At 71.0% G+C, this 25,781-nt stretch carries 18 protein-coding genes and 2 pseudogenes; 8 read left to right on the forward strand and 12 right to left on the reverse strand.

Annotated features, from left to right (window positions below):
- Positions 1–232 precede the first annotated feature (232 nt).
- Together ACWBNA_RS30710 and ACWBNA_RS30715 are read right to left on the reverse strand one after the other, a co-directional pair.
- Positions 233–1,321, reverse strand: coding sequence for a branched-chain amino acid aminotransferase (locus ACWBNA_RS30710; RefSeq protein WP_217234718.1), 1,089 nt, complete (start codon positions 1,319–1,321; stop codon positions 233–235).
- Positions 1,322–1,650: 329 nt separating this feature from the next.
- On the reverse strand, positions 1,651–2,694 hold the full coding sequence (locus ACWBNA_RS30715; RefSeq protein ID WP_482707774.1) for a 3-isopropylmalate dehydrogenase: 1,044 nt from the start codon (positions 2,692–2,694) through the stop codon (positions 1,651–1,653).
- A gap of 143 nt (positions 2,695–2,837) precedes the next feature.
- Here ACWBNA_RS30715 and ACWBNA_RS30720 point away from each other — a divergent pair, with 143 nt between their 5' ends.
- On the forward strand, positions 2,838–4,403 hold the full coding sequence (locus ACWBNA_RS30720) for a purple acid phosphatase family protein (RefSeq protein ID WP_482707775.1): 1,566 nt from the start codon (positions 2,838–2,840) through the stop codon (positions 4,401–4,403).
- Between the two features lie 57 nt (positions 4,404–4,460).
- On the opposite strand, the gene ACWBNA_RS30725 is transcribed toward ACWBNA_RS30720, so the two are convergent.
- The 4 genes and pseudogenes from ACWBNA_RS30725 to ACWBNA_RS30740 form a co-directional block, all read right to left on the reverse strand.
- Entirely contained in the window at positions 4,461–4,592 is a 132-nt protein-coding gene (locus tag ACWBNA_RS30725) for a hypothetical protein (RefSeq protein ID WP_107091473.1), read from the reverse strand.
- Between the two features lie 307 nt (positions 4,593–4,899).
- Positions 4,900–5,013, reverse strand: a pseudogene (locus ACWBNA_RS30730) (LysR family transcriptional regulator); the annotation flags it as partial.
- A gap of 81 nt (positions 5,014–5,094) precedes the next feature.
- Complete coding sequence (pruA, locus tag ACWBNA_RS30735; protein WP_482707776.1) at positions 5,095–6,726, reverse strand: L-glutamate gamma-semialdehyde dehydrogenase; 1,632 nt, start codon at positions 6,724–6,726, stop codon at positions 5,095–5,097.
- Positions 6,727–6,784: 58 nt separating this feature from the next.
- Positions 6,785–7,711, reverse strand: coding sequence for a proline dehydrogenase family protein (locus tag ACWBNA_RS30740; RefSeq protein WP_482707777.1), 927 nt, complete (start codon positions 7,709–7,711; stop codon positions 6,785–6,787).
- Positions 7,712–7,875: 164 nt separating this feature from the next.
- On the opposite strand from ACWBNA_RS30740, the gene ACWBNA_RS30745 reads away from it, so the two are divergent.
- The 6 genes and pseudogenes from ACWBNA_RS30745 to ACWBNA_RS30770 all read left to right on the forward strand — a co-directional run bounded on the left by ACWBNA_RS30745 (position 7,876) and on the right by ACWBNA_RS30770 (position 14,437).
- Positions 7,876–9,075, forward strand: a complete 1,200-nt coding sequence (locus ACWBNA_RS30745; protein ID WP_482707848.1) for a PucR family transcriptional regulator — start codon at positions 7,876–7,878, stop codon at positions 9,073–9,075.
- A gap of 159 nt (positions 9,076–9,234) precedes the next feature.
- Positions 9,235–9,441 (forward strand): annotated as a pseudogene (locus ACWBNA_RS30750) (hypothetical protein); the annotation flags it as partial.
- Positions 9,442–9,570: 129 nt separating this feature from the next.
- Complete coding sequence (locus ACWBNA_RS30755) at positions 9,571–11,067, forward strand: ABC transporter substrate-binding protein (RefSeq protein WP_482707778.1); 1,497 nt, start codon at positions 9,571–9,573, stop codon at positions 11,065–11,067.
- A 23-nt stretch (positions 11,068–11,090) separates the two neighbouring features.
- On the forward strand, positions 11,091–12,803 hold the full coding sequence (locus ACWBNA_RS30760; RefSeq protein ID WP_482707779.1) for an ABC transporter permease subunit: 1,713 nt from the start codon (positions 11,091–11,093) through the stop codon (positions 12,801–12,803).
- Positions 12,793–13,776 carry an ABC transporter ATP-binding protein gene (locus tag ACWBNA_RS30765; protein WP_482707780.1) on the forward strand — a complete coding sequence of 328 codons (984 nt, stop codon included), beginning with the start codon at positions 12,793–12,795 and terminating at the stop codon, positions 13,774–13,776. The genes ACWBNA_RS30760 and ACWBNA_RS30765 overlap by 11 nt, the downstream gene beginning before the upstream one ends.
- Positions 13,763–14,437, forward strand: coding sequence for an ATP-binding cassette domain-containing protein (locus ACWBNA_RS30770; protein WP_482707781.1), 675 nt, complete (start codon positions 13,763–13,765; stop codon positions 14,435–14,437). The genes ACWBNA_RS30765 and ACWBNA_RS30770 overlap by 14 nt, the downstream gene beginning before the upstream one ends.
- Here the strand turns inward: ACWBNA_RS30770 and ACWBNA_RS30775 are convergent.
- Positions 14,424–15,008 (reverse strand): TetR/AcrR family transcriptional regulator, encoded by a 585-nt coding sequence (locus ACWBNA_RS30775; protein WP_482707782.1) that lies wholly within the window; start codon positions 15,006–15,008, stop codon positions 14,424–14,426. The two genes, ACWBNA_RS30770 and ACWBNA_RS30775, sit on opposite strands and share 14 nt — an antisense overlap.
- Before the next feature lie 97 nt (positions 15,009–15,105).
- Here ACWBNA_RS30775 and ACWBNA_RS30780 point away from each other — a divergent pair, with 97 nt between their 5' ends.
- Entirely contained in the window at positions 15,106–16,641 is a 1,536-nt protein-coding gene (locus tag ACWBNA_RS30780) for an MFS transporter (protein ID WP_482707783.1), read from the forward strand.
- Between the two features lie 8 nt (positions 16,642–16,649).
- Here ACWBNA_RS30780 and serA read toward each other — a convergent pair whose 3' ends face one another.
- The 5 genes from serA to ACWBNA_RS30805 form a co-directional block, all read right to left on the reverse strand.
- The gene (gene serA, locus ACWBNA_RS30785; RefSeq protein WP_482707784.1) at positions 16,650–18,239 is read right to left on the reverse strand and encodes a phosphoglycerate dehydrogenase; all 1,590 of its coding nucleotides are present in this window, start codon (positions 18,237–18,239) and stop codon (positions 16,650–16,652) included.
- 253 nt (positions 18,240–18,492) lie between these two features.
- Positions 18,493–19,491 (reverse strand): ketol-acid reductoisomerase, encoded by a 999-nt coding sequence (gene ilvC, locus ACWBNA_RS30790; RefSeq protein ID WP_482707785.1) that lies wholly within the window; start codon positions 19,489–19,491, stop codon positions 18,493–18,495.
- Positions 19,492–19,609: 118 nt separating this feature from the next.
- Positions 19,610–20,137, reverse strand: coding sequence for an acetolactate synthase small subunit (gene ilvN, locus ACWBNA_RS30795; RefSeq protein WP_266433468.1), 528 nt, complete (start codon positions 20,135–20,137; stop codon positions 19,610–19,612).
- A gap of 19 nt (positions 20,138–20,156) precedes the next feature.
- Positions 20,157–22,013, reverse strand: coding sequence for an acetolactate synthase large subunit (locus tag ACWBNA_RS30800; RefSeq protein WP_482707786.1), 1,857 nt, complete (start codon positions 22,011–22,013; stop codon positions 20,157–20,159).
- A 237-nt stretch (positions 22,014–22,250) separates the two neighbouring features.
- Positions 22,251–25,322 carry a putative bifunctional diguanylate cyclase/phosphodiesterase gene (locus ACWBNA_RS30805; protein WP_482707787.1) on the reverse strand — a complete coding sequence of 1,024 codons (3,072 nt, stop codon included), beginning with the start codon at positions 25,320–25,322 and terminating at the stop codon, positions 22,251–22,253.
- Between the last annotated feature and the right edge of the window lie 459 nt (positions 25,323–25,781).

Genomic DNA, 25,781 nt, shown 5'->3' on the forward strand with positions numbered 1-25,781 from the left:
GTGGGTCACGCGTCCGCGAGGAGGCTTTCGTCCGGGAAGTCCCGACCGTGGCCGAGAATCGTCTCCCGGTGACGGAGCGCGTGTTCGTCGGCCGCTGATCCTGGCTTCCTGTCGTCGGGGGCACTGGCCGGGCCGGCGCACCTGGCGGCGACAGGTCTGGAACGCGTGAGGGCCGCCGCGGACACGAAGTCCACGACGGCCCTGCGGGCGACCACCGGCGCCCGGCCCACGCCTAACCCAGCTTGTGCATCCATCCGTGCCTGTCCTCCGCCGTCCCGCGCTGGATGTCCAGCAGGGCCTGGCGCAGCCGCAACGTGACCTCGCCGGGCTCGCCGCCCGCCTGCTGCCACTCGGCGGTGGCGCGCTTGACGGTGCCGACGGGGGTGATCACGGCCGCCGTGCCGCAGGCGAAGACCTCGGTGAGGGTGCCGGCCTCGGCGTCGCGCTGCCACTGGTCGACGGAGACGCGGCCCTCCTCGGACTCGTAACCGAGGTCGCGGGCGACGGTGAGCAGGGAGTCGCGGGTGACGCCCTCCAGGATGGAGCCGGTGAGGGCGGGCGTGACGATCTTGTCGCCGTACACGAAGTACAGGTTCATGCCGCCGAGTTCCTCGACCCATGTGTGCTCGACCGCGTCGAGGTAGCAGACCTGGTCGCAGCCCTTGGTCGCCGCTTCGGCCTGGGCGAGCAGGGAGGCCGCGTAGTTGCCGCCCGTCTTCGCGTCGCCCATGCCGCCGGGGACGGCACGGACCCGGTCCTCGGAGAGCCAGATGGAGACCGGCTTGACGCCACCGGGGAAGTAGGCGCCCGCGGGGGACGCGATGACCAGGAACAGGTACTCGTTGGCGGGCTTCACACCCAGGCCGACCTCGGTCGCGATCATGAACGGGCGCAGATAGAGGGACTCCTCGCCGCCGTGCGCCGGGACCCATGCCTGGTCCTGGCGGACGAGCGCGTCGCACGCCTCGATGAACGTCTCGACCGGCAGCTCCGGCATGCCGAGGCGGCGGGCCGAGGACTGGAAGCGCCTGGCGTTCTTCTCGGGGCGGAAGCTGGCGACGGAACCGTCGGGCTGGCGGTAGGCCTTGAGCCCCTCGAAGATCTCCTGCGCGTAGTGCAGGACCATGGTCGCCGGGTCGAGGGAGATCGGCGCGTACGGAACGAGCTGGCCATCGTGCCAGCCGCGGCCCTCCGTCCACTTGATGATCACCATGTGGTCGGTGAAGTGGCGGCCGAACCCGGGGTTGGCCAGAATCGCGTCGCGCTCCGCGTCGGAGAGTGGCGAGGCCGAGGGCTTGAGCTCGATCGTGGGCGTCGTCATGAGTAGGTGTCCTTCGCATCCTGGCGAACGTCTGGGCAGCGTCCGGCCTTTCGGCCGGGGGTCCGGGGGTTTGTCCCCCGGAAATTGCAGCACCGGTCGGATAGTGACGGGCCGCGCTCACGCCCGTACTGCCAGTGGCCAGTGCTAGGACGTCCGGGCATTCCCTCAATCCGCGGCTCTGCGTTCGATTATCTCGCGACGGAGGCCGTGGACGAACAACAGCGTGAATGCGACCCAGGGGATGATGGTGGCACCCCGGCGGGGACATGCGAAAGCCGCCGGGTGGTGAGTGACCCGGCGGCTTCGAGAGTTCGCTCAAGCGCGGCGGGTCAGCCGGCTACTCGTACGGCGAGCGCGTCGCCGATCTCGGAGGTGGAACGGGCGGGCTTGCCGGTGCGCTCCGCGAGGTCGGTGGAGACGGCGTCCTCGATGCGGGCGGCCTCGGACTCGTAGCCGAGGTGACGCAGCAGGAGGGCGACGGACAGGACCGTGGCGGTGGGGTCGGCCTTGCCCTGGCCTGCGATGTCCGGGGCCGAGCCATGGACCGGCTCGAACATGGACGGGAACTCGCCGCTCGGGTTGATGTTGCCGGAGGCGGCGACGCCGATGCCGCCGGAGACGGCCGCGGCGAGGTCGGTGATGATGTCGCCGAAGAGGTTGTCGGTGACGATCACGTCGAAGCGCTCGGGCTGCGTGACCAGGTAGATGGTCGCCGCGTCCACGTGCATGTACTCGGTGGTGACGTCGGGGAACTCCGCCGCCACCTTGTTGAAGATGTTGGTCCACAGGTGACCCGCGAAGGTCAGCACGTTGTTCTTGTGGATCAGCGCGAGCTTCTTGCGCGGGCGGGCCTGGGCGCGGGCGAAGGCGTCACGGACCACGCGCTCGACACCGAAGGCCGTGTTGACGGAGACCTCGGTGGCGACCTCGTGCGGGGTGCCCTTCCTGATGGTGCCGCCGTTGCCGGTGTACGGCCCCTCGGTGCCCTCACGGACCACGACGAAGTCGATCTCGGGCTCGCCGGCCAGCGGGGTGGCCACACCCGGGAGGAGCTTCGACGGACGCAGGTTGACGTGGTGGTCGAAGAGGAAACGGAGCTTCAGCAGGAAACCGCGCTCCAGGACACCGGACGGGACCGACGGGTCGCCGATCGCGCCGAGCAGGATGGCGTCGTGCCGCTTGAGCGCCTCGGCGTCCGCGTCGGTGAGGGTCTCACCGGTGGCGTGGTACCGCTGGGCGCCGAAGTCGTACTCCTTGGTCTCCAGCTTCACATCCTGCGGGAGGACGGCGGAGAGGACCTTCAGGCCTTCGGCCACGACTTCCTGGCCGATGCCGTCACCGGGGATCACTGCGAGATTGATGCTGCGAGACATGTCGGCACCGTACTCCCTCGTCCCATGGGATGACACGCGCCGTCCGCGATACGGACACGCGGTCGGCGGACAACGTCATCCTGTCGGATGGCGTTCACCCGTACGTATGACGGGTGTTGGGCTGCGCTGGGAAGTTCACCACCATGGAGACTCCCGACTTCGGCATCCCGCCCGCGCTCGCCCGCCGGATGAGCATGGCGGAACAGCACGAGTACCTGCGCATCAAGCTGTCCCGGCGCCGCACGCTGGTGACGGCGGGCGCGGTGGCGGGCGGGCTGCTGACCGGCTGTTCGGGCGGCGGATCGCCGAGTGCCACCGCCGGCGCGACGGCCGCGACGACCGGTTCCCGGGTGCACGGCTCCGTCGTCACCCCCTTCGGCCGCCACCTCGCCTTCGGCGCCGACCCGAAGACCCAGATGCGGGTCTCCTGGCAGGTGCCGCTCGCGGTGCGCAAGCCGTATCTCCGGATCGGGACCCGGCCCGACGGCCTCGACCGCAGGATCGAGGCCGAGGTGCGCGACCTGCACACGCCCGGGTTGACCGGCGTGCGCTCGGCGCTCGACCAGTACTACCTGCACGCGGCCCTGGACGGCCTGATCCCCGGCACGACGTACTACTACGGCGTCGGCCACGACGGCTTCGACCCGGCGTCTCCCGAGCGCGCCAGAACGATCGGCACCTTCCGTACCGCCCCGGCGAGCCCCGAGCGGTTCGTGTTCACCGCGTTCGGCGACCAGGGGGTGGGCAAGGCCGCGGCCGCCAACGACCACGTGCTGCTGCGCCAGGACCCCGCCTTCCACCTCCACGCCGGCGACATCTGCTACGCCGACGTCAACGGCCGGGGCGAGAAGGCCGACGGCTACGACCCCGCCTTCTGGGACCTGTTCCTCCGGCAGAACGAGCCGGTCACCAGGTCCGTGCCGTGGATGGTGACGACCGGCAACCACGACATGGAGGCCTGGTACTCGCCGGACGGCTACGGCGGCCAGCTGGCCCGCTGGTCCCTCCCGGACAGCGGCTTCGACCCGCGCGCGGCCCCGGGCGTGTACGCGTTCACGTACGGCAACGTCGGCTTCGTGGCCCTGGACGCGAACGACGTGTCCTACGAGATCCCCGCCAACTTCGGCTACACCGAAGGCAAGCAGACGGCCTGGCTGGACCGGAAGCTGGGCGAGCTGCGGGCGGACGCCTCGGTGGACTTCGTCGTCGTCTTCTTCCACCACTGCGCGTACTCGACCTCCACGCACGCCTCCGACGGCGGGGTGCGTGACGAGTGGCTGCCGCTGTTCGCCAGGCACCAGGTGGACCTGGTGATCAACGGGCACAACCACGTCTACGAGCGCACCGACGCGATCAAGGACGGCGAGGTCGGCAGGCCGGTCCCGATCGGCGCGTCCACGGACCCCACGCGGGACGGGACGGTGTACGTCACGGCGGGCGGCGGCGGCAAGGACCTGTACGGCTTTCCGACGGGCGTCAAGGAGAGCTACGAAGGGCATGTCACGGGCCGCGAGCCGGTCGAGACCTTCCGGTGGACGAAGTCGCAGGAGTCCGAGAAGGAGACCGTGGAGTGGTCGCGGGTGCGCTACCGGGGCTTCTCCTTCCTCTCGGTGGAGGCGGAGAGCGGGGCGCGGCCGCGCCTGACGGTGTCGGCGCTGGCGCAGAGCGGGGAACGCGTCGACCATTTCGAGGTGCGGCGCGGCCACTGAGACCGCGCCGCACCTCGCGGGTGCGGCTCCCGGATCACATGGGTACGGGGCCCGGCCTCAGTGGCCGGTCGAGCCGCCGTTGTCGCGGCGGTCGAGGGCGCGCTGGAGGGCGGCGGCCGCGTTCTTGCGGTCGGACTCGCTCGTACGGGAGATACGACGGACTCGGCGGCGGGCGGTCGTCTCGGCCATGGGAAATCGACTCCTTCGAGTTTCCTGGAGTGCAACAAAGGGGTTGCGAGACGCCGGAAGAGGCGGGGAGCGGGCCGCAGGGGTTGCCTGCGCGGGGCCCGGCTCACGACCGCCATTCGCTTGGTCGAGCGAGACGTTCGGCTCCTACAAAGCTAAGGGAGGAGCGCGCGTCTGTCTCCACAATTACTCGGACTTCCTACTATCTGAGACGGCACACTGGCGGTGCACCGTCGCCCTACCGGCTCACACCGCGCTGAACTGCGGCTTCGCCCGCCCCCGCAGCTCCCGGACCAGGGCCCGCACGGTCGGCCCCGGGGAGGGAGAGCGCGGGCGTGATCGCCATGCCGAGACCGCTGCCCACCATGGGCGGCACGGCTCCGTCGTCCTCGCCCTGAACGGTCGCGGTGGGGATCCAGTCCTCGCGGCCCACCCCTGTTCGCGGACGGACACGCGGACGGGCCGGGTCGACGACGACCCGGCCCGTTTCCCCGTGGGGGGGAGGTCAGCCCATGTGCGGGTAGGTGTAGTCGGTCGGCGGGACCAGTGTTTCCTTGATGGCGCGGGTCAGTGTCCAGCGCATCAGGTTCTGCGGGGCGCCCGCCTTGTCGTTGGTGCCGGAGGCGCGGCCGCCGCCGAAGGGCTGCTGGCCGACGACGGCACCGGTCGACTTGTCGTTGATGTAGAAGTTGCCGGCCGCGTAGCGCAGCTTGTCCATCGTGTACGCCGTCGCCGTGCGGTCGGTCGAGATGACCGAGCCCGTGAGCGCGTAGGCGGACACCGACTCCATCTGGGTGAGCATCTCGTCGTACTTGTCATCCTCGTAGACGTGCACGGCGAGGATCGGTCCGAAGTACTCGGTGGTGAACACCTCGTTCGCCGGGTCGGCGCATTCGATGACGGTCGGCCGGACGAAGTAGCCGGTCGAGTCGTCGTACGAACCGCCCGCGACGATCGTGCAGGCGGGGTCGGACTTCGCGCGGTCGATGGCCGCCTTGTTCTTGGCGAAGGCCCGCTCGTCGATGACGGCGCCGATGAAGTTGGACAGGTCGGTGACGTCACCCATGGTGATGTAGTCGACCTCGGCGGCGAACTCGTCGCGGAATCCGCCGTTCCAGATCGACGCCGGGATGTACGCACGCGAGGTCGCCGAACACTTCTGGCCCTGGTACTCGAAGGCACCGCGGGTCAGGGCGGTCTTCAGGACCGCGGGGTCGGCGCTCGGGTGGGCGACGACGAAGTCCTTGCCGCCGGTCTCGCCGACCAGGCGCGGGTAGGAGCGGTACGTCTCGATGTTGGCGCCCACCGTCTTCCACAGGTACTGGAAGGTCTTGGTCGAACCGGTGAAGTGGATGCCGGCCAGGTCGCGGTGGGTCAGGGCGACCTCGGAGACCTCGATGCCGTCACCGGTGACGAGGTTGATGACGCCCTTGGGCAGCCCGGCCTCCTCCAGGAGGCGCATCAGCAGCACCGCGGCGTGGGTCTGGGTCGGGGACGGCTTCCACACGACCACGTTGCCCAGGAGAGCCGGGGCCGTCGGCAGGTTGCCCGCGATCGCCGTGAAGTTGAACGGCGTGATCGCGTAGACGAAGCCCTCGAGGGGGCGGTGGTCGAGGCGGTTCCAGACGCCCGGGGAGTTGGCCGGGGGCTGCTCGGCGAGCAGGTCACGGGCGTACTTGACGTTGAAGCGCCAGAAGTCGACGAGTTCGCAGGGGGTGTCGATCTCGGCCTGCTGGGCGGTCTTGGACTGGCCCAGCATGGTCGAGGCGGCGAGCGTCTCGCGCCAGGGGCCGGCCAGCAGGTCCGCAGCGCGCAGGATGATCGCCGCACGGTCGTCGAAGGACATCGCCCGCCAGGCGGGCGCGGCGGCGAGGGCCGCGTCGACGGCGTCCTGGGCGTCTTGCCGGGTGGCGTTGCCGTAGGTACCGAGGACGGCCTTGTGGTTGTGCGGCTGCACGACGTCGAAGCGCTCGCCGCCGCCGAGCCGCTTCACACCGCCGATGGTGCACGGCAGGTCGACCGGGTTCTCGGCCAGTTCCTTCAGCTTGGCCTCCAGCCGGGCGCGCTCGGGCGAGCCGGGGGCATAGCCGTGCACCGGCTCGTTGACGGGGGTGGGGACCTGGGTCACAGCGTCCATGAGTTCCGTAACTCCTTACTGAGCGGTGTATCGAGCGGTGTTCCGAGCGGTGTGCGGCTCAGTCCTTGGTGAGGACCGATCGGGCGAAGAAGAGGAGGTTCGCCGGCTTCTCCGCCAGGCGCCGCATGAAGTAGCCGTACCAGTCGGTGCCGTAGGCGGTGTAGACGCGCATCCGGTGGCCCTCGGCGGCGAGCCGCAGGTGCTCCTCGCTCCGGATGCCGTACAGCATCTGGAACTCGTACTCGTCGAGCTTGCGGCCGGAGCGCCGGGCGAGTTCCTGGGCGATGGAGATGAGGCGCGGGTCGTGGGACCCGATCATCGGATACCCCTCCCCCGCCATCAGGACCTTCAGGATCCGGACGTACGCCCTGTCGATCTCGTGCCTGTCCTGGTGGGCGACCTCGGCGGGCTCCTTGTAGGCCCCCTTCACCAGCCGTACCCGGCTGCCGTTCCCGGCGAGGCGGCGGGCGTCGGCCTCGGTGCGGTAGAGGTACGCCTGGATCACGCAGCCGGTCTGCGGGAAGTCCTTCCGCAGTTCCTCGTGGATGGCGAACATCGAGTCGAGGGTGGTGTGGTCCTCGGCGTCGAGGGTGACGGTCGTACCGATGGCGGCCGCGGCCTCGACGACGGGCCGGACGTTGGCAAGGGCCAGCTCGTGTCCACCGGGGAGTGCCTGGCCGAACATCGACAGCTTCACCGACATCTCGGCGCGGGCGCCCAGCTCCAGCTGCTTCAGCCGGTCGACGAGCTCCAGGTACGCGTCCCGCGCGGCGGCGGCCTGCTCGGGGGTGGTGATGTCCTCGCCGACGACGTCCATCGTCAGCTCCAGGCCCCGGTCGGTCAGCGCCCGGACGATCGGCACGACCTCGTCGACGGTCTCGCCCGGGATGAAGCGGTCGACGACCCGCTGGGTCACCGGGGCGGCCGAGATCAGGCGGCGCATCCGGTCGCTGCGCGACGCGGCGAGAATCACGGGACCCAGCACGGGGAACCTCCACATACCAACCCAGACGAGGCCGTTTCCCTACGTTCCGGGAACGGCACGGAGAACCACCGTGAAACCTAAGGATCCCTCCGATCGTCTGCCATCGACAGCTGTCACGCATCCGTGCCCCAGATCTCAGACAGATGTATGAAGAGCTTGCGGAAATACGGGAGAATGCCCGGGTGACGTCGGATTACAAGGACCACAAGGGCGACTACCAGGAGCTGGTCGACGAGGTCTCGGAGATCCTCGGCGCCCCGGCGACGCTGGAGAGCCGGGACTTCGAGCTGATCGCATTCGGCGCGTACGACAGTGAGGGCGAGCTCGACGCCGCCGCCCTGGACCCGGTGCGCACCCGCTCGATCCTGACCCGCCGCTCGACGTCCGCGGTCCGGACGTGGTTCGAGGGCTTCGGCATCACGCGGGCGACCGGCCCGGTCCGCATCCCGCCGACTCCGGAGGCGGGCGTGTACCGGGGGCGCGTCTGTCTCCCCGTACGCCATCGGGGTGTCGTCCTCGGTTATGTCTGGCTGCTGGCCGACGATCCGGGGCCGAGCGAGCGGCAGCTGACGGCGGCCATGGAGGTGACCGCCCGCATCGGCGCGCTGCTCGCGGACGAGGCGCAGCACGGGGCGGACCTCTCGCGGGAACTGAGGGCGGTCCTCACGGCCGAGCGCGACTGGCAGCGCGACGAGGCCGTCGCCGAACTCCGCAGCGCCCTCGGGCCGCGCACCGACACCCTGCACACGGTGGTGTGCGTGGCCCCCTGGCCCGCGGCCGGCCCGGACGACGCCCCTTCGGTCCGTACGGTGCCGGGGGCGACCGCCCTGTGCACGGTGCCGTGGGGGACGACGGCCACCTCCCTGGCCCTGCTGGTACGGCTGCGCTCGGCGGACGTCCTGACACCGGCCACGTCGGCGGCGGGGCGGTTGCTGGAGCGGGGGCACGGCACGACGGCCGCCGCCGGCGTCGCGCCGGCCCGTGCCGGGCTCGCGGAACTGGGCACCGCCTGGCGGGAGGCCTCGGCCGCCGCCCGCGCGGCCCTGGCGGAACCCCACCTCGGGCCGGTCGCCGAGTGGGCGTCGATCGGCCCGTACCGCCTGCTGACCGCGCTGCCTCCGGAGACGGCCCACGACCCCGCCGTACGCACGCTCCTCTCCCCCGCCCACCGCGAACTGGCCCGCACGGCCGAGGTCTACCTCGACTGCGCGGGCCAGGCGGGCCGGACGGCGGCGGAGCTGGGGATCCACCGCCAGACCCTCTACTACCGGTTGTCGCGGGTCGAACAGCTCACGGGGCTGGACCTGGACGACGGGGAGGACCGGCTGCTGCTGCACATGGCGTTGAAGAGGGCACGACTGTAGGCGGTCAGGCGGTCAGGCGGTCAGGCGGTCAGGCGGTCAGGCGGTCAGGCGGTCAGGCCGCCATGGTCGCGACGCCCAGCGCGAGGAGCGTGACCGACTTGAGCGACTCGCAGGCGATGTACACCAGGTGAGCGCGGGAGCGGGGGGCCTCCTCTCACGGACCTGGACGTCCTCCTGCTGGTGGTGTCCGGCGACGGCACCCTGGTCACCTCCGACGGACCGCGCCCCCTGAGCGAAGGCAGCCTCGCCTGGCTGCCCCACGGCTCCACCCGGGGACTCGTCGCGGGCGAACGGGGCATGGCGTACCTGACCGTCCACCGACGCCGTCCCGGCATGCGGATCCGACCCGCCGAAACCCGGGAGTAGCGCTTGGAGCAGGCCGTTTCCGCCCGGACGGCATCGGTCGGCATCAGGCGGCGGGATTACTGAAAACGATTGTCATCGTGCTACGGTCACCGCACTCACCCTTGACCACCCCTTTACCCGGAGGGTCCCGTGCGCCTGCCCGCCCGCCGCCTGCTCCCCGCCACCGCCCTCACGGCCGCCTCCGCCCTGCTCACCGGCTGCTTCGCCGGCGCGGAGTCGGCCACGGGTGACGAAGGGGGCGGCAAGCGAATACGCGTCGCGATGATGCAGCCCCCGCGCTCCGGGCTGTCCCCCCTGTCCGACGACGCGTTCAAGCTGTCCCGCTGGTCGACGGCCGAGACGCTGGTGAGACTGGACGAGGAGGGGGACGCCGAGCCCGCGCTGGCCACCAAGTGGACCCAGTCCGGGAAGAGTTGGACCTTCACCGTCAGAGACGGGGTCACCTTCCACGACGGCACACGGCTGACCGCCGAGGCCGTCGTCCGTTCCCTCACCGCGGCCGCCGGCGCCGCCCCCAAGCCCCGCATCCTCGACGGCGTCGACCTGACGGTGAAGGCCGAGGGCGAGGACACGGTCGTCGTCACCACGGCCGACGAGGACCCCCTCGTCCCCCAACGCCTCAGCTCCCCGCAGTTGTCCGTCCTCGCGGCGAAGGCGTACGCCGGGAAGACGGTGAACCCCCTCGGCGCGGGCACCGGCCCCTTCGAGCTGACCAAGGTCAACGGCACCTCCTCCGCCACCCTCGACCGCTACGACGCCTACTGGGGCGACAAGGCCGAGTCCCCCGGCATCGACGTCAGGTTCGTGCCGGACGGCACCGCCCGGGCCGCCGCCCTCCGCAGCGGCGAGGCCGACATCGTCGAGGCGGTCCCCGTGTCCCAGGCCGCGCTGCTCGACGAGGACCTGATCACCGAGGTCCCGATGCCGCGCACCAACACCCTGTACCTGAACACCGGGAAGGGCGTCTTCAAGGACGCCTCGCTGCGCGCCGCCGCCCGCGAGGCGATCGACGCCGGGACGATCGTGAAGAGCGTGTACGAGGGTCGCGCCGACGTCGCCGAAGGACTGCTGGGGCCAGCGCTGCCGTGGGCGGCCGAACTGCGGGCTCCGGTGTCCCGCACCGAGGCGGGCGACCCGTCCGGGAAGACCATCACCATCGGCACCTTCACGGACCGCGCCGAACTTCCCGAGGTCGCGGCCACCCTCCAACAGCAGCTCCAGAAGGCCGGCTTCACGGTGAAGCTGGAGGTCCGCGAGTACGCCAACATCGAATCCGACGCACTGGCGGGCGAGTTCGACGCGTTCGTGCTGTCAAGGGCCACCGTCCTCGACTCCGGCGACCCGGCCGCCTACCTGTACAGCGACTTCGCCTCCGACGGCTCCTTCAACATCGCCCAGCTCGCGAATCCCACCGTGGACAAGGCGCTGACCAAGGCGGGCGGCACCAAGGCCGGCGACGCCCGCCGCAAGGCCGTCATCGAGGCCGAGGCCGCCGTGCTCGCCACCGACGCGGCCGTGCCGATGCTCCACGAGCGGGTGATCCAGGGCGACGCCGCCGGGGTCGTCGACGCCGCCCACGACCCCCGCGAGCGGGAGCTGGTCACGGCGGACACGCACGTCAGGTGAGGCTCCGACCACGAGCGGCCGGGGTGACCCGCGCCCTCTGCCTCCTCACCGTCCTGACCACCGTGGGGCTGCTGCCCTGGCTCTCCGGCCGCGACCCCGCCCTGACGGTCCTGCGGGCCCGCTCCGCCGAGCAGGAGCCGACCGAGGAGGCCCTGGACGCCGTCCGCCAGGATCTCGGTCTCGACGCGGGTCCCCTTTCCCTGCTGGGGAGTTGGGCGTCGGACCTGCTGCGCTCAGACCTCGGCACGTCCTGGGTCTCCGGCACCGACGTCCTGCCGTCCGTGATCTCCGGCCTCCAGGTGTCGTTGGCCCTGATGGGGGCGGCCTTCGCGGTCGCGGTGCTGCTGGCGTGCGCGCTGGTGGCGCCGGTGCTGGTACGGGGGCGGGGATCGTCCGGGGCGTGGGCCGCGATGCCGGCGGCCCTGCCCGAGTTCCTGCTGGCCACCGTCGCGTTGCTGGTGGGCGGGGTGTGGCTGGGGTGGCTGCCGACGTCCGGCTGGCAGGGCCCCGCGTACATGGTCCTGCCCGCGCTCGCCCTCGGCGTCCCGGCGGGCGGCCTGCTCGGCCGGCTGGTCGCGGACGCGCTGCCCGCGGTGCTGGACGAGCGGTGGGTGGAACTGTGGCGCGGAGCCGGAGTCGGCCGCGGGAGCGTCTCGGCGGCCGCCCTGAAGCGCGTACTGCCGCCGCTGGTCCCCCAGTTCGGGATGGTGGCCGTCGGGCTGACGGGTGGCGCGGTCGCCGTCGAGACGGTGTTCGCCGTGCCCGGCATCGGCCGTACGGCGCTCGGCGCGGCCAAGTCCCAGGACCTGCCGCTGCTCCAGGGCGCGGTCCTGGCGCTGCTGCTGCTCGGCCTGGTCACGGGCGCGGTCGCGGCGCTCGTACGGCGTCGGCTGCTGGGCCCGGCCCTGCGGGACGCCGGGCTGTCCCTGCCACCGGTGCGGCCGGTCCGCGCACACCCGGCGATCCCGGTGGCCCTCGCCGTCCTGCTCGCGACGGCGATCGGCTGGGGCCTGCTGCGCGACCCGTACGCACTCGACCCCACCGCCCGGCTGGCCGCACCCTCCTGGTCGCACCCGCTCGGCACCGACGGCCTCGGCCGGGACGTGCTCGCCCGGCTCGGGCACGGCGCGGCCCCGACGGTCGGCACGGCGGCGGCCGTGTGCCTGCTGAGCCTGCTGCTCGCGCTGGCCCTCGGCTTCCTTCCCGGCGTCGCGGCCGGCGCGGCGGACATCGCGAACGCCCTGCCCCCGGTGATCGTCGGCATCCTGGTCGCCGCGGCGTCCGGACCCGGCACCGGCGGAGCGGCCCTCGCGGTCGCGCTGATCTCCTGGCCGCCCCTGGCCGCGCACGCGGCGGCACTGGTGCAGGAGGTGCGCGCGTCCTCCTTCCTCACCGCCCAACGCGCCATCGGCGCCACCCCGTGGTGGATCCTCACCCGGCACGTCCTCCCCTCGGTGGCCGCACCCGTCGCCCGGCACGCCCTGCTGCGTCTGCCCGGCATCGCCCTCGCCCTGGCCTCCCTGGGCTTCCTGGGTCTCGGCGCCCAGCCGCCCGCCCCCGAGTGGGGCCTGCTCCTCGACGAGTCCCGCGCCTACGTGGAACGCGCCCCGTGGGCGGCCCTCGCCCCCGCGGTGGCTTTGGCCCTGCTGGCGGGGCTGGCGGTGTCGGGAGCGTCGTACGCGCAGGGCCGCCGAGTGATCCGCGACACCAGGAAGGCGGTCCCCGTTGGAGTCTGAGGCACTTCTCTCCGTACGCGATCTTCGGATCGCCTTCGACGGCGTCGAGGCCGTGCGCGGCCTGTCCTTCGACGTCAGCCCGCGCGAAGTGCTGGCCGTCGTCGGCGAGTCGGGCGCGGGCAAGTCCCTCACGGCCCGTGCCCTGCTGGGCATGCTGCCGCCGGGCGCGACAACGAGCGGGAGCATACGACTGCTCGGCGAGACCGATCTCGCCGCCCAGCGCGGCCGCCGCATCGCCCTCGTGCCGCAGGACGCCCTCTCCGCCCTCTCCCCCGTGCACCCGGTCGGTGACCAACTCGCCGTCGCCGTACGGTCGGTGGCCGGTGTGTCCCGCAAGGAGGCCCGCGCCCGGGCGGTGGCCGCGCTCGACCGCGTCGGCATCGCGGACGCGGCCCGCACGGCGCGCGCGTATCCACACGAGTTCTCCGGGGGCATGCGGCAGCGGGCGGTCATCGCGATGGCCACGATCAACGAACCCGCCGTCCTCGTCGCCGACGAGCCGACCACCGCACTGGACGAGGAGCGCCGGGACCAGGTGCTCCGGCTGCTCGGCGAACAGCGGGAAGCGGTCGGGGCGGCGCTCGTCCTGGTCACGCACGATCTGGACGTCGTACGAGAGCACGCGGACCGCGCGCTGGTCATGTACGCCGGGCGCCTGACCGAACTCGGCCCCGCGCAAGAGGTATTGACCCGCCCGTCGGCGCCCTACACGGCAGGTCTGCTGGCGTCCCTCCCCGGGTTCGCCCCCGCCGGACGCCGCCTGCCCACCCTTCCCGGCACCCCGCCCGCTCCGGGCATGCTGCCGCCGGGCTGCGCCTTCGCCCCGCGCTGCCCGCTCGCGGCGGACACCTGCCACCACGAGGAACCGGAGCCGCGCCCGGTGGACGGACGGCTGGTCGCCTGCCACCGCTGGGCCGAAGTGCCGCACCCCGCCGTCGAGTTGTTCCTGGAGGAGCCGTATGCCTCTTCTTGACGTCCGCGACCTCGTCGTCCGCCACGGACCGGTCACGGCGGTGGACCACGTCTCCTTCGCCCTGCACCCAGGGGAGACGCTCGCCCTGAACGGCCCCTCCGGCTGCGGCAAGTCCTCCACCGCCCTGGCGGTACTGCAGCTGCGACGCCCGGACAGCGGCGAAGTGCGCTTCGAAGGGCGGGAGTTGACCACTCTCCCCGAACGCGAACTACGCCCGCTGCGCCCCCGCATGCAGCCCGTCTTCCAGGATCCGTATGGCTCTCTCAGCCCCCGCCACCGCATCCGCGACGCGGTCGCCGAACCGCTGAAGGTCCAGGGCCGCTGGAGCGCGGACGACGGCCCCGCCCGCGTGGCCGGCCTCCTCGACCGGGTCGGCCTCGACCCGTCGTACGGCGACCGCCATCCGCACGAACTCTCCGGCGGTCAGTGCCAGCGTGCCGGCATCGCCCGCGCGCTCGCCTCCGAGCCGCGCCTGCTGGTCCTCGACGAACCGGTGTCGGCCCTCGACCCGTCCGTCCGGGCCGGCGTGCTGAACCTGCTCGCCGACCTCCAGGACGAGCTGGGGCTCGGCTACCTGTTCATCTGCCACGACCGGGCGGTCGTACGGCACTTCGCGGACCGGGTGCTGGAAATGCGGGACGGGCGGGTCAGCCCTTCGTGATTCCGGCGATCACCTGGCGCAGGCCCTCGGTGAGCTGTTCGGCACTGGGCGCGGTCTTCGGGTCGAAGGTCCACTGCGCGATGAGGCCGGTCATCAGGGTCAGGTAGAACGCGCCGAGGGTGTCCACGGTCTCGTCCGAGACGTCCTCCTCCCGGCCGCCCATGAGCAGCGGGATGAGCCCGCGCGCCGCCTCCCGCTGGGCCAGCGCCAGGTGATCGCGCACCTCGGGCATCTCGTCGCCCATGACCAGGACCTCCATGCTGAGGTGCCAGATCGAACCCGGATCCCGCATGGTGCCGACGATGTTCGACCACACCCCCTGGAACCGTTCGACGGACCCCGGCTCGGTGGCGCTCGTGGCGATCCCGTCCCCGTCGAAGGCGTCGCCCAGCCTCTCGACCAGGGCCACGTACGCCTGGGCCAGCAACGCGCCCTTCGATCCGTAGTGGTAGCCGATGGACGCCAGGTTGGTGCCCGACTCCTTCACGATGTCGCGCGCCGTCGTCCGCGCGAACCCCTTCTGCACCAGGCAGCGCTTGGCGCCTTCGAGCAGATCCTCACGGTGTCCCATGCCGAGCAAGCCTACCCGGTTCCATACAGTCGTCCTAGACAGACGACTCATACAGTCGTACTAGACAAGCGTTTAAGACGCTCGTACAGTCCTCGGCATGACGAATCCGACGAGCACTTCCGCGTGCCCCCGTGCCGGGCGCCGCGAATGGACCGCCCTCGCCGTGCTGATGCTTCCGCTGCTCCTGGTCTCCATGGACGTCTCGGTGCTCTACTTCGCCATCCCGGCGATCAGCGCCGACCTGGAGCCGAGTGGCACCCAGCAGCTGTGGATCTTCGACATCTACGCGTTCGTGCTGGCCGGCCTGCTGATGACGATGGGCTCCCTCGGCGACCGCATCGGCCGCCGCAAGCTGCTGCTCGGCGGTGCGGCCGCCTTCGGCACCGCCTCCCTGGTCGCCGCGTACGCGAACAGCGCCGAGACCCTGATCGCGGCCCGCGCGGTCCTCGGCATCGGCGGCGCGACCCTGATGCCCTCGACGATGGCCCTGATCCGCACGATGTTCACCGACCCCGGCCAGCGCGCCAAGGCGATCGGCATGTGGTCCGGCGTGATGACGGCGGGCATCGCCCTCGGCTCGGTCATGAGCGGTGTGCTGGTCGAGTACTTCTGGTGGGGCTCGGTCTTCCTGGTCAACCTGCCCGCGATGGCGCTGCTGCTGGTCCTCGGCCCGGTCCTGCTGCCGGAGTCGCGCGACCCCGCCCCCGGCCGCTTCGACTGGCCGAGCGTCCCCCTGTCGATGGCCGCCGTGCTCCCCGTGGTCTACGGCCTGAAGGAACTGCCCTCCGAGGGCTGGAACGTCCGGTACGTCCTGGCGATCACCGTCGGTCTGCTCTTCGCGGCCCTCTTCGTCCACCGCCAGCGCACGGCGGCCTCGCCGATGATCTCCCCCGCCCTGTTCCGCGGACCGGGCTTCACCCCCGCCGTCGTCCTCAACATGATCTCGGCGTTCGGCATGCTGGGATCCACGTTCTTCACCACGCAGTACCTGCAGTCGGTGCTCGACAAGAGCGCACTGGAAGCGGCCCTGTGGGCGCTGCTCCCGTCGGTGCCGATCGGCATGATGGCCCCGCTGGCGACCGCCCTGGTCCAGCGGGGTGTGCCCCGCGCCCACGTCGTGACGGCGGGCTTCGTCATCGGCGCCGCCGGCTACGGCATGCTCGCCCTCGCCGGTACGGACTCGCTGTGGCTGGTGCTCGCCGCCTGCGGTGTCCTCGCCTCCGGAATCGTCATGGTCATCTCCCAGATGACGGACCTGGCGATCGGCACGGCCCCGGTCGAACGCGCGGGGTCCGCCTCTTCACTGCTGGAGACCGGCACGGAGTTCGGCGGCGCCCTCGGCATGGCGGTGCTCGGCTCCATCGGCACGGCGATCTACCGGCACGACATGCCGGGCACGGCGCCCGATGCGGCCAGGGAGACGCTGGGCGGGGCACTGGCGGTCGCCGAGCACGTCCCCGGGCTGGCCACGGCCGCCCGGGAGGCGTTCACCAGCGGGATGCAGGGGGCGGCGATCGCGGGGACCGCGGTGCTCGCGGGTGCGGCCGTGCTGGCGGCGGTGACGCTGCGGAAGGTGCGACCGGACAGCAAAACGCCGGACGAGCCGAGTCACCTCAGCCCGTCCGGCGTGTGAGAGCAGCCTCAGACGAGATTCACCGCGCGGGCGGACGTCGCGCCGATCTCCTCCGCGACCTCCGCCAGCACATTGGCGGGCACGGTGTCGTCCACGGTCAGGACGGCCAGCGCCTCGCCGCCCGCCACCGCACGCGACACCTGCATGCCGGCGATGTTGATGCCGGCCTCGCCGAAGACACGGCCGACGGTGCCGACGACACCCGGACGGTCCTCGTACTTGAGGACGACCATGTGGTCGGCGAGCGCGAGATCCACGTCGTACTCGCCGACGGCGACGATCTTCTGCAGGTGCTTCGGGCCGGCCAGCGTGCCGGACACCGACACCTCCTCGCCGTTGCCGAGCGTGCCGCGCACGGTCACCACGTTGCGGTGGTCGGCCGACTCGGAGCTGGTCGTCAGGCGCACCTCTACGCCGCGCTCCTGCGCGAACAGCGGGGCGTTGACGTACGACACCGTCTCGTCGACGACGTCCTCGAAGACACCCTTGAGGGCGCTGAGCTCCAGCACCTTCACGTCGTGCTGGGTGATCTCGCCGTACACCTCGACGTCGAGGCGGACCGCGACCTCACCCGCGAGCGCGGTGAAGATCCGGCCGAGGCGCTCCGCGAGCGGCAGACCCGGCTTGACGTCCTCGGCGATGACCCCGCCCTGGACGTTGACCGCGTCCGGAACCAGCTCGCCGGCCAGGGCCAGGCGCACCGACTTGGCGACGGCGATACCGGCCTTCTCCTGCGCCTCGTCGGTCGACGCCCCGAGGTGCGGGGTGCACACGACCTGGTCGAGCTCGAAGAGCGGGGAGTCCGTGCAGGGCTCCTTGGCGTACACGTCGAGGCCGGCGCCGGCGACGCGGCCCTCCTTGAGCGCCGAGTACAGCGCCTCCTCGTCGACGATCCCGCCACGCGCGGCGTTCACGATGCGCACCGACGGCTTGACCTTGTGCAGCGCCTCGTCGCCGATGAGACCCAGGGTCTCGGGGGTCTTGGGCAGGTGCACGGTGATGAAGTCGGCGACCTCGAGCAGCTCGTCCAGCGACAGCACCTTGACGCCCATCTGTGCGGCCCGCGCGGGCTGCACGTAGGGGTCGTAGGCGACGACCTTCATGCCGAAGGCCGACATCCGCTGGGCGACGAGCGCGCCGATGCGGCCCAGACCCACGACACCGAGGGTCTTCTCCGCGAGCTCGACGCCCGTGTACTTGCTGCGCTTCCACTCGCCGTTCTTCAGCGCGGTGTTGGCCTGCGGAATGTGGCGCGCGGTGGCGAGCAGCAGACCGCAGGCCAGTTCGGCGGCGGTCACGATGTTCGAGGTGGGCGCGTTGACGACCATCACGCCGGCCTTGGTGGCGGCGGAGACGTCGACGTTGTCCAGGCCGACGCCGGCTCGTGCGACGACCTTCAGTTTGTTCGCGGCGGCGACGGCCTCGGCGTCGACCTTGGTGGCCGAGCGGATCAGGATCGCGTCGACATCGGCGATGGCGGGCAGCAGCTCGGCCCGGTCCGCGCCGTTGACGTGCCGGATCTCGAAGTCGGGGCCAAGCGCGTCGACAGTGGCGGGCGACAGCTCTTCAGCGATGAGTACGACAGGTTTCGAGCTCACGTGAGTCCTCACATGTCCAATGCGGACGGCCGTCCCGACGGCCGCATGCGGTGGAGGGTTGCTAGCCGCGTGGAAGACGCACGACGCTGTGGGCCTGACGCGTATGTAGTGCAGCAGTCTAGTGCCGCGACGGAGGTCGTCTTACGCCTCCACGGAAGGATCACTCGTCCGTGGCTGGACGCCGTGGACAAGCCGTTACCGGTGGTTCGGCAACGGGGGCCGCAACGCATCGCTGCGGCCCCGCCCCCGCGGCTCACGCCTCGTCGTTCACCCACGACATGAGCTTGCGCAGCTCCTTGCCGGTGGTCTCCAGGAGGTGGTTCTCGTCCTGGGTCTTGTACTCGTTGTACTTCTTCAGACCGCCGTGGTACTCGGCCATCCACTCACGCGCGAAGGTGCCGTCCTGGATCTCGGCGAGGACCTTCTTCATCTCGGCCTTGGTGGCGTCCGTGATGATCCGCGGGCCGGTGACGTAGTCGCCCCACTCGGCGGTCTCGGAGATGGACCAGCGCATCTTGTCCAGGCCGCCCTCGTACATGAGGTCGACGATCAGCTTCAGCTCGTGGAGGCACTCGAAGTACGCGATCTCCGGCTGGTAGCCGGCCTCGGTCAGCGTCTCGAAACCGGCCTTGACCAGCGCGGCCGTACCACCACACAGAACGACCTGCTCACCGAACAGGTCGGTCTCGGTCTCCTCGGTGAAGGTCGTCTTGATGACGCCGGCGCGGGTGCCGCCGATGCCCTTGGCGTACGAGAGGGCCAGCTCGAAGGCGCTGCCGGTGGCGTCCTGCTCGACGGCCGCGATGCACGGAACGCCGCGGCCCTCCTCGTACTGGCGGCGCACCAGGTGGCCCGGGCCCTTGGGGGCGACCATGCAGACGTCGACGCCCGCCGGGGGCTTGATGAAGTCGAAGCGGATGTTCAGGCCGTGACCGAAGAAGAGGGCGTCGCCGTCCTTGAGGTTGTCCTTGATGGACTCCTCGTAGACCTGGGCCTGGATCGGGTCCGGAACCAGGATCATGATGACGTCGGCCTCGGCGGCCGCCTCGGCCGGGGTCACCACGCGCAGGCCCTGCTCCTCGGCCTTCGCCTTGGACTTGGAGCCCTCGTGCAGACCGACACGCACGTCGACACCCGAGTCACGGAGCGACAGCGCGTGGGCGTGGCCCTGGCTGCCGTAACCGATGACCGCGACCTTGCGGCCCTGGATGATGGACAGGTCGGCGTCGGCGTCGTAGAACAGCTCGGCCACTTTGGGTTCTCTCCTTGTGTGCAGGTGTTGCGTCCCACCGTATGACGGCGGGCGGAAGTGGAGTTTCGGGGTCTCGGTATACGGGCGGTCGGTGGTCGCCGACCGCCCGTTCCCACTCTCAGGCAGATCGGTCCAGCGCGCGCAGCGACCGGTCGGTGATGGAACGCGAACCGCGGCCGATCGCGATCGTGCCGGACTGGACGAGCTCCTTGATGCCGAACGGCTCCAGCATCTTCAGCATCGCGGACAGCTTGTCGCCGCTGCCGGTGGCCTCGATGGTGACGGCCTCCGGGGAAACGTCGACGGTCTTGGCGCGGAACAGCTGGACGATCTCAACGATCTGGGAGCGCGTCTCGTTGTCGGCGCGCACCTTCACCAGAACGAGTTCCCGCTGAACGGCGGATCCCGCCTCCAGCTCGACGATCTTCAGCACGTTGACGAGCTTGTTGAGCTGCTTGGTGACCTGTTCGAGGGGCAGTTCCTCGATCACGTTCACCACGATGGTGATCCGGGAGATCTCGGGGTGCTCGGTGACGCCGACCGCGAGCGAGTCGATGTTGAAGCCGCGGCGGGAGAACAGGGCGGCGATCCGGGCGAGGATGCCGGGCGTGTTCTCCACCAGGACGGAGAGCGTGTGCTTGGACATGTCTCTTGGTCTTCCTCGCTCAGTCGTCTTCGTTGTCGCCGAAGTCGGGGCGGACGTCCCGAGCGGCCATGATCTCGTCGTTGGAGGTGCCGGCGGCGACCATCGGCCACACCATGGCGTCCTCATGGACGATGAAGTCCACGACGACCGGGCGGTCGTTGATGGAGTTGGCCTCTTCGATGACCTTGTCGAGGTCCTCCGGGGACTCGCAGCGGATCGCGTAGCAACCCATGGCCTCCGACAGCTTCACGAAGTCGGGGACGCGGGTGCCGGCGCTCGGCTGCTTGCCGTCGGCGTCGGGGCCGGAGTGCAGCACGGTGTTGGAGTAGCGCTGGTTGTAGAACAGGGTCTGCCACTGGCGGACCATCCCGAGGGCGCCGTTGTTGATGATGGCGACCTTGATCGGGATGTTGTTCAGGGCGCAGGTGGTGAGCTCCTGATTGGTCATCTGGAAGCAGCCGTCGCCGTCGATCGCCCAGACCGTGTGGTCCGGGGCTCCGGCCTTGGCGCCCATCGCGGCCGGGACCGCGTAGCCCATCGTGCCCGCGCCACCGGAGTTCAGCCAGGTGGCCGGCTTCTCGTACTGGACGTAGTGCGCGGCCCACATCTGGTGCTGGCCCACGCCCGCGGCGAAGATCGTGCCCTCGGGCGCGAGCTGTCCGATGCGCTCGATGACCTGCTGGGGTGACAGCGAGCCGTTGTCGGGCTGGTCGTAGCCCAGCGGGTACGTCTCGCGCCAGCGGTTGAGGTCCTTCCACCAGGCGGTGTAGTCGCCCTGGTGACCCTCGCTGTGCTCCTTCTGCACGGCCTGGACCAGATCGGCGATGACCTCGCGGGCGTCACCGACGATCGGCACGTCGGCCGCGCGGTTCTTGCCGATCTCAGCCGGGTCGATGTCGGCGTGGACGATCTTGGCGTACGGGGCGAAGCTGTCCAGCTTGCCGGTGACGCGGTCGTCGAAGCGGGCTCCGAGGGCGACGATCAGGTCGGCCTTCTGCAGCGCGGTGACGGCGGTGACCGCACCGTGCATGCCCGGCATTCCCACGTGCAGCGGGTGGCTGTCGGGGAATGCGCCGAGCGCCATCAGGGTGGTGGTGACGGGCGCTCCGGTGAGTTCTGCGAGGACCTTCAGTTCGGCGGTGGCGTTGGCCTTCAGCACGCCGCCGCCGACGTACAGCACGGGCCGCTTGGCGGCGGTGATCAGCTTGGCGGCTTCACGGATCTGCTTGGCGTGCGGCTTGGTCACCGGGCGGTAGCCGGGCAGGTCCATGACCGGCGGCCAGGCGAAGGTCGTCCGCGCCTGGAGGGCGTCCTTGGCGATGTCGACCAGGACCGGGCCCGGGCGGCCGGTGGAGGCGATGTGGAACGCCTGGGCGATCACCCGCGGGATGTCCTCGGCCTTGGTGACCAGGAAGTTGTGCTTGGTGATCGGCATGGTGATGCCGACGATGTCCGCCTCCTGGAAGGCGTCCGTACCGATCGACGCGGAGGCGACCTGGCCGGTGATCGCGACCATCGGCACGGAGTCCATGTGGGCGTTGGCGATCGGTGTGACGAGGTTGGTCGCACCGGGACCGGACGTCGCCATGCAGACCCCGACCTTGCCGGTGGCCAGGGCGTAGCCCTCGGCCGCGTGGCCCGCGCCCTGCTCGTGCCGGACCAGAACGTGGCGCACGCGGGTGGAGTCCATCAGCGGGTCGTACGCCGGGAGGATCGCACCGCCGGGGATCCCGAATACCGTCTCGGCGCCGACCTCCTCGAGAGAGCGGATGAGGGACTGCGCTCCCGTGACGTGCTCGGGCGCGGACTGGTGTCCTCCGGAACGGGGCCGCGGCTGCGGATGATGGGCCCCGGTGGCCTGCTCGGTCATCGGCATTCTCTTCTCGATGCTGAGGGTTTTTGCGAAGTTTGTGCGGTGTACGGCTTTTGTACGACAGGTGCCAATGCAACAAAAAACCCCTCGTGCCGTGAGGCAAGCGAGGGGAGCGCGCCGGGTGCGGTCGCTGGGAGTTCCGGGTCCGTCCGGAGGTCACCAGCGTCAGCCGACGCGCTTTCCAAGTACGAGAATTCGGGTGCGCATGGCACAGACCCTCCCCCCGGCGCGCACTCACTGTCAAGCGGGTGGGACGGGAGTCTCATTATGTGAGCGCAGGGCCGTCCCGCCACCGAGAACCGCGGCTACACCACTGGTGTACACCCCCGCGCCCCTTTCCACGGTCCGTTCACCTCCAGGACGCCCCTGCGGCTCCCTCACGCCGGCCGTGAACGCGGGCTCCGCCTGTCCGTGCGGCACCGGACAGTGGCCGGCTCCGAGCGCTCTGCGCAGCCGGTACTCGTCCAGCGGGCCGGAGAACGCCATGCCCTGGCCGTGCGTGCATCCCATCGCGCGCAGCGCCACGACCTGCTCCGGCAGGTCCACGCCCTCGGCCACGGACTGCAGCCCGAGATCACCGGCGATGCGCAGCAGCCCACCGGTGATCTTGTGCAGCCGGGCGGACTCGACGACTCCCTCGACCAGACCGCGGTCGAGCTTCAGTACGTCGACGGGGAGCCTGCGCAGGGCCGTGATGGCCGCGTATCCGCTCCCGAAGCCGTCGAGGGCGATCCGGACGCCGAGTCTGCGCAGGGCGCCCAGACGGCGCTCCAGCTCATCCAGCGAGGCCCGGGGGTCGGTGTCGGACAGTTCGATCACCAGCGAGCCGGACGGCAGCCCGTGCCGGGTCAGCAGGGCCTCGATCGAGCCGAGCGGCATCGAGCGGTCCAGCAGCCGGCGCGCGCCCATGCGGACCGTCACCGGCACGGACAGCCCGTTCGTGGCGCGCTCGGCGGCCTGCTCGACGGCCTCCTCGAGGATCCACCGGCCCAGCTCGGCGGTCTTCTCGCTGTCCTCGGCCACCCGCAGGAACTCGGCGGGCGTGAACAGCACGCCCTGCGAGGAGCGCCAGCGCGCCTGGGCGGCGACCGACGTGATCCGGCCGTCCTCCAGGCACACCACCGGCTGATGCAGCAGGGTGAACTCGCCGTCGTTCAAGGCGGCACGCAGGCGCGTGGCCAGCTCCGCCTTGCGTACGACGTCCTGCTGCATCTGCGGGGCGTACAGCTCGACGCGGCCCTTGCCGCCCGCCTTGGCGCGGTACATGGCCAGGTCGGCGTTGCGCAGGATCTCGCCCGCTCCGAGGCCCGGCTCGGCGAAGGCGACGCCGATGGAGGCGTTGACCCGGACATCGTTGCCGTCGATGAGGTAGGGCTGGGAGAGCGTGATCCTGAGGCGGTCGGCGAGGTCCAGGATGTGCCGCTCCCGGGCGGGGCGGTCCCGGGCGCCGTCCCCGACGATCAGGGCCGCGAACTCGTCACCGCCCAGCCGGGAGGCGGTGTCCCCGTGCCGTACCGCGTCCTGGAGTCTGCGGGCGGCCTGGACGAGCAGTTCGTCCCCGGCCTGGTGCCCGATCGTGTCGTTGACGGCCTTGAAGCCGTCGAGGTCGATGAAGAGGACCGCCGTGCCGCGCAGGGCCGCGCCGCGGTCGGTGGAGCGGCGGCCGGACAAGGCCTGCTGGACGCGCCGGGTGAACAGGGCGCGGTTGGGCAGGTCGGTCAGCGGGTCGTGCTCGGCGTTGTGCTGGAGCTGCGCCTGCAGGCGCACCCTTTCGGTGACGTCCCGGCTGTTGAAGATGAGGCCGCCGTGGTGCCGGTTGACGGTGGACTCGACGTTGAGCCAGCCGCCGTCGCCGGAGCGGAAGCGGCACTCGATGCGTGTGGTGGGTTCCTCCTGCGGGCTGGCGGCGAGGAAGCGGCGCACCTCGTGCACCACGCAGCCCAGGTCCTCCGGGTGGATGAGGCCGGCCAGTTCCGTACCCACGAGCTCCTCCGCGGGGCGGCCGTAGACGCCGGCGGCGGCCGGGGAGACGTACCTCAGGATGCCGTTCGGTGCGGCGATCATGATGACGTCGCTGGAGCCCTGCACCAGGGAGCGGAAGTGGTTCTCCTTCTGCGCCAGCTCCTGGGTGAGGGTGATGTTGTCGAGCAGCATGATGCCCTGGCGCACCACGAGGGCGAGCACGACGGTGCCGCCGGTGAGGAGCACCACACGGTCGACGCTCCGCCCGCTCAGGACGTTGTAGAGGATCCCGAGCGTGCAGACGGCGGCCGCCAGGTAGGGCGTGAGGGCGGCCAGCGAGCCGGCGATCGGCCGGGCCGCCGGATACCGGCTGTGATCACCTCCCGGCACGGGCGGGCGGTGGTGCGGGCCGGTGCGCTGTCCTGGCAGGTGTTCGTGCACCACGCGCGTGTGCCCCTCCGTCCGGCGCCGGTCGGGGCGCTGCCTCAGGGGGTCCGGCCGACTGTGCCGCGGGGCGGCCCAGGGGGCGTAGGCGAGCAACAGCGAGCCGGCGAACCAGCCCGCGTCGAGCAGCTGCCCGGAGCGGTAGGTGTGGTGCATCAGCGGTGAGGTGAACAGCGCGTCGCACATCACGGTCAGGGCGAGCGCCCCGATCGCGGTGTTGACCGCCGTACGGTTGACCGCCGAGCGCCGGAAGTGCAGCGCGAGCACCATGCTGACCAGGGCGATGTCGAGCAGCGGATACGCGAGCGACAGCGCGGTGTGCGCCACGCTCGACCCCTCGGACTTCGCCGCCTGCGCGAGGGCCAGGCTCCAGGACAGTGTGAGCAGCGAGCCGCCGATCAGCCAGGCGTCCAGGCCGAGGCACACCCAGCCCGCCTTGGTCACCGGCCGCTTGGCGAGCACCAGCAGACCCACGATCGCGGGCGGCGCGAAGCACAGGAAGAAGAGATCCGCGGAGCTGGGGCTGGGCACGGGCCGCCGCAGGACGACTTCGTACCACCCCCAGATGAGGTTGCCGACGGCCGCCATCGCCGAGGAGAGGGCGAAGAGCAGCCAGGCGGGCCGGAAGCGGATACGGCGCCTGCGGGCGTAGAGGAAGCAGGACACCGCGGCGGTGGCCGCCGCGGCGCTCAGCCCGAAATCACCCATGATCAGGGCGACTTGCCGTGATCCCCAGCCGAACGCGGAACCCAGGGCGTATCCCCCGCAGACCAGGGCCAGGACGAGTTGGCGGACCGTGCTCGACCCGTGGCCGCGGGCCGGTGGGCGGGTCGGCCTCGCCCCCGGCGCGGGCTGTGCCCGCCGCGCCCCGTCAAGGGTGGTCGTGGAAGGCGGGGGCGAACTCACCGGGCCCTCCCGGTCCGCGCCGCTCCAGGGTCCCGGGGGTCCCGGTGCGCTGGGTGCGCATGCCTCTTGCGGCTGCTGTGCCTGCGGTGGTGATGACTGTGGTGGTGATGGCTCTGAGGAGCGTCGTGCTGACCGTGATGACCGCCGTGGCTCCCGTGGTGGCCGCGTCTGCGCGCGGCCGTGTGCCAGGGTCGCCGCCGACGGCCCCGCCGCGTCGGATCGCTCGTCCATAGGCCGTGCATCGCCCGTCGCCCCCCTCACAGTCTCAAACGTCCATCCCCGGCGCCGAATGGTGCGCGGCGCAGCCCCTGTCGGGACGATACACCAGTCTCGTCACTCAGGGACATAGTTCCTCTACGCTCCGTGACGACCAGCGGTGATGCGAGCACGGACCGCGTCCGTGAGGTTGCGGAGGGTACCGGAAACGGATGACCCGCTTGTTGCGCCGGTCGTGCGGGA

The organism is Streptomyces sp. Q2 (genome assembly GCF_056820935.1).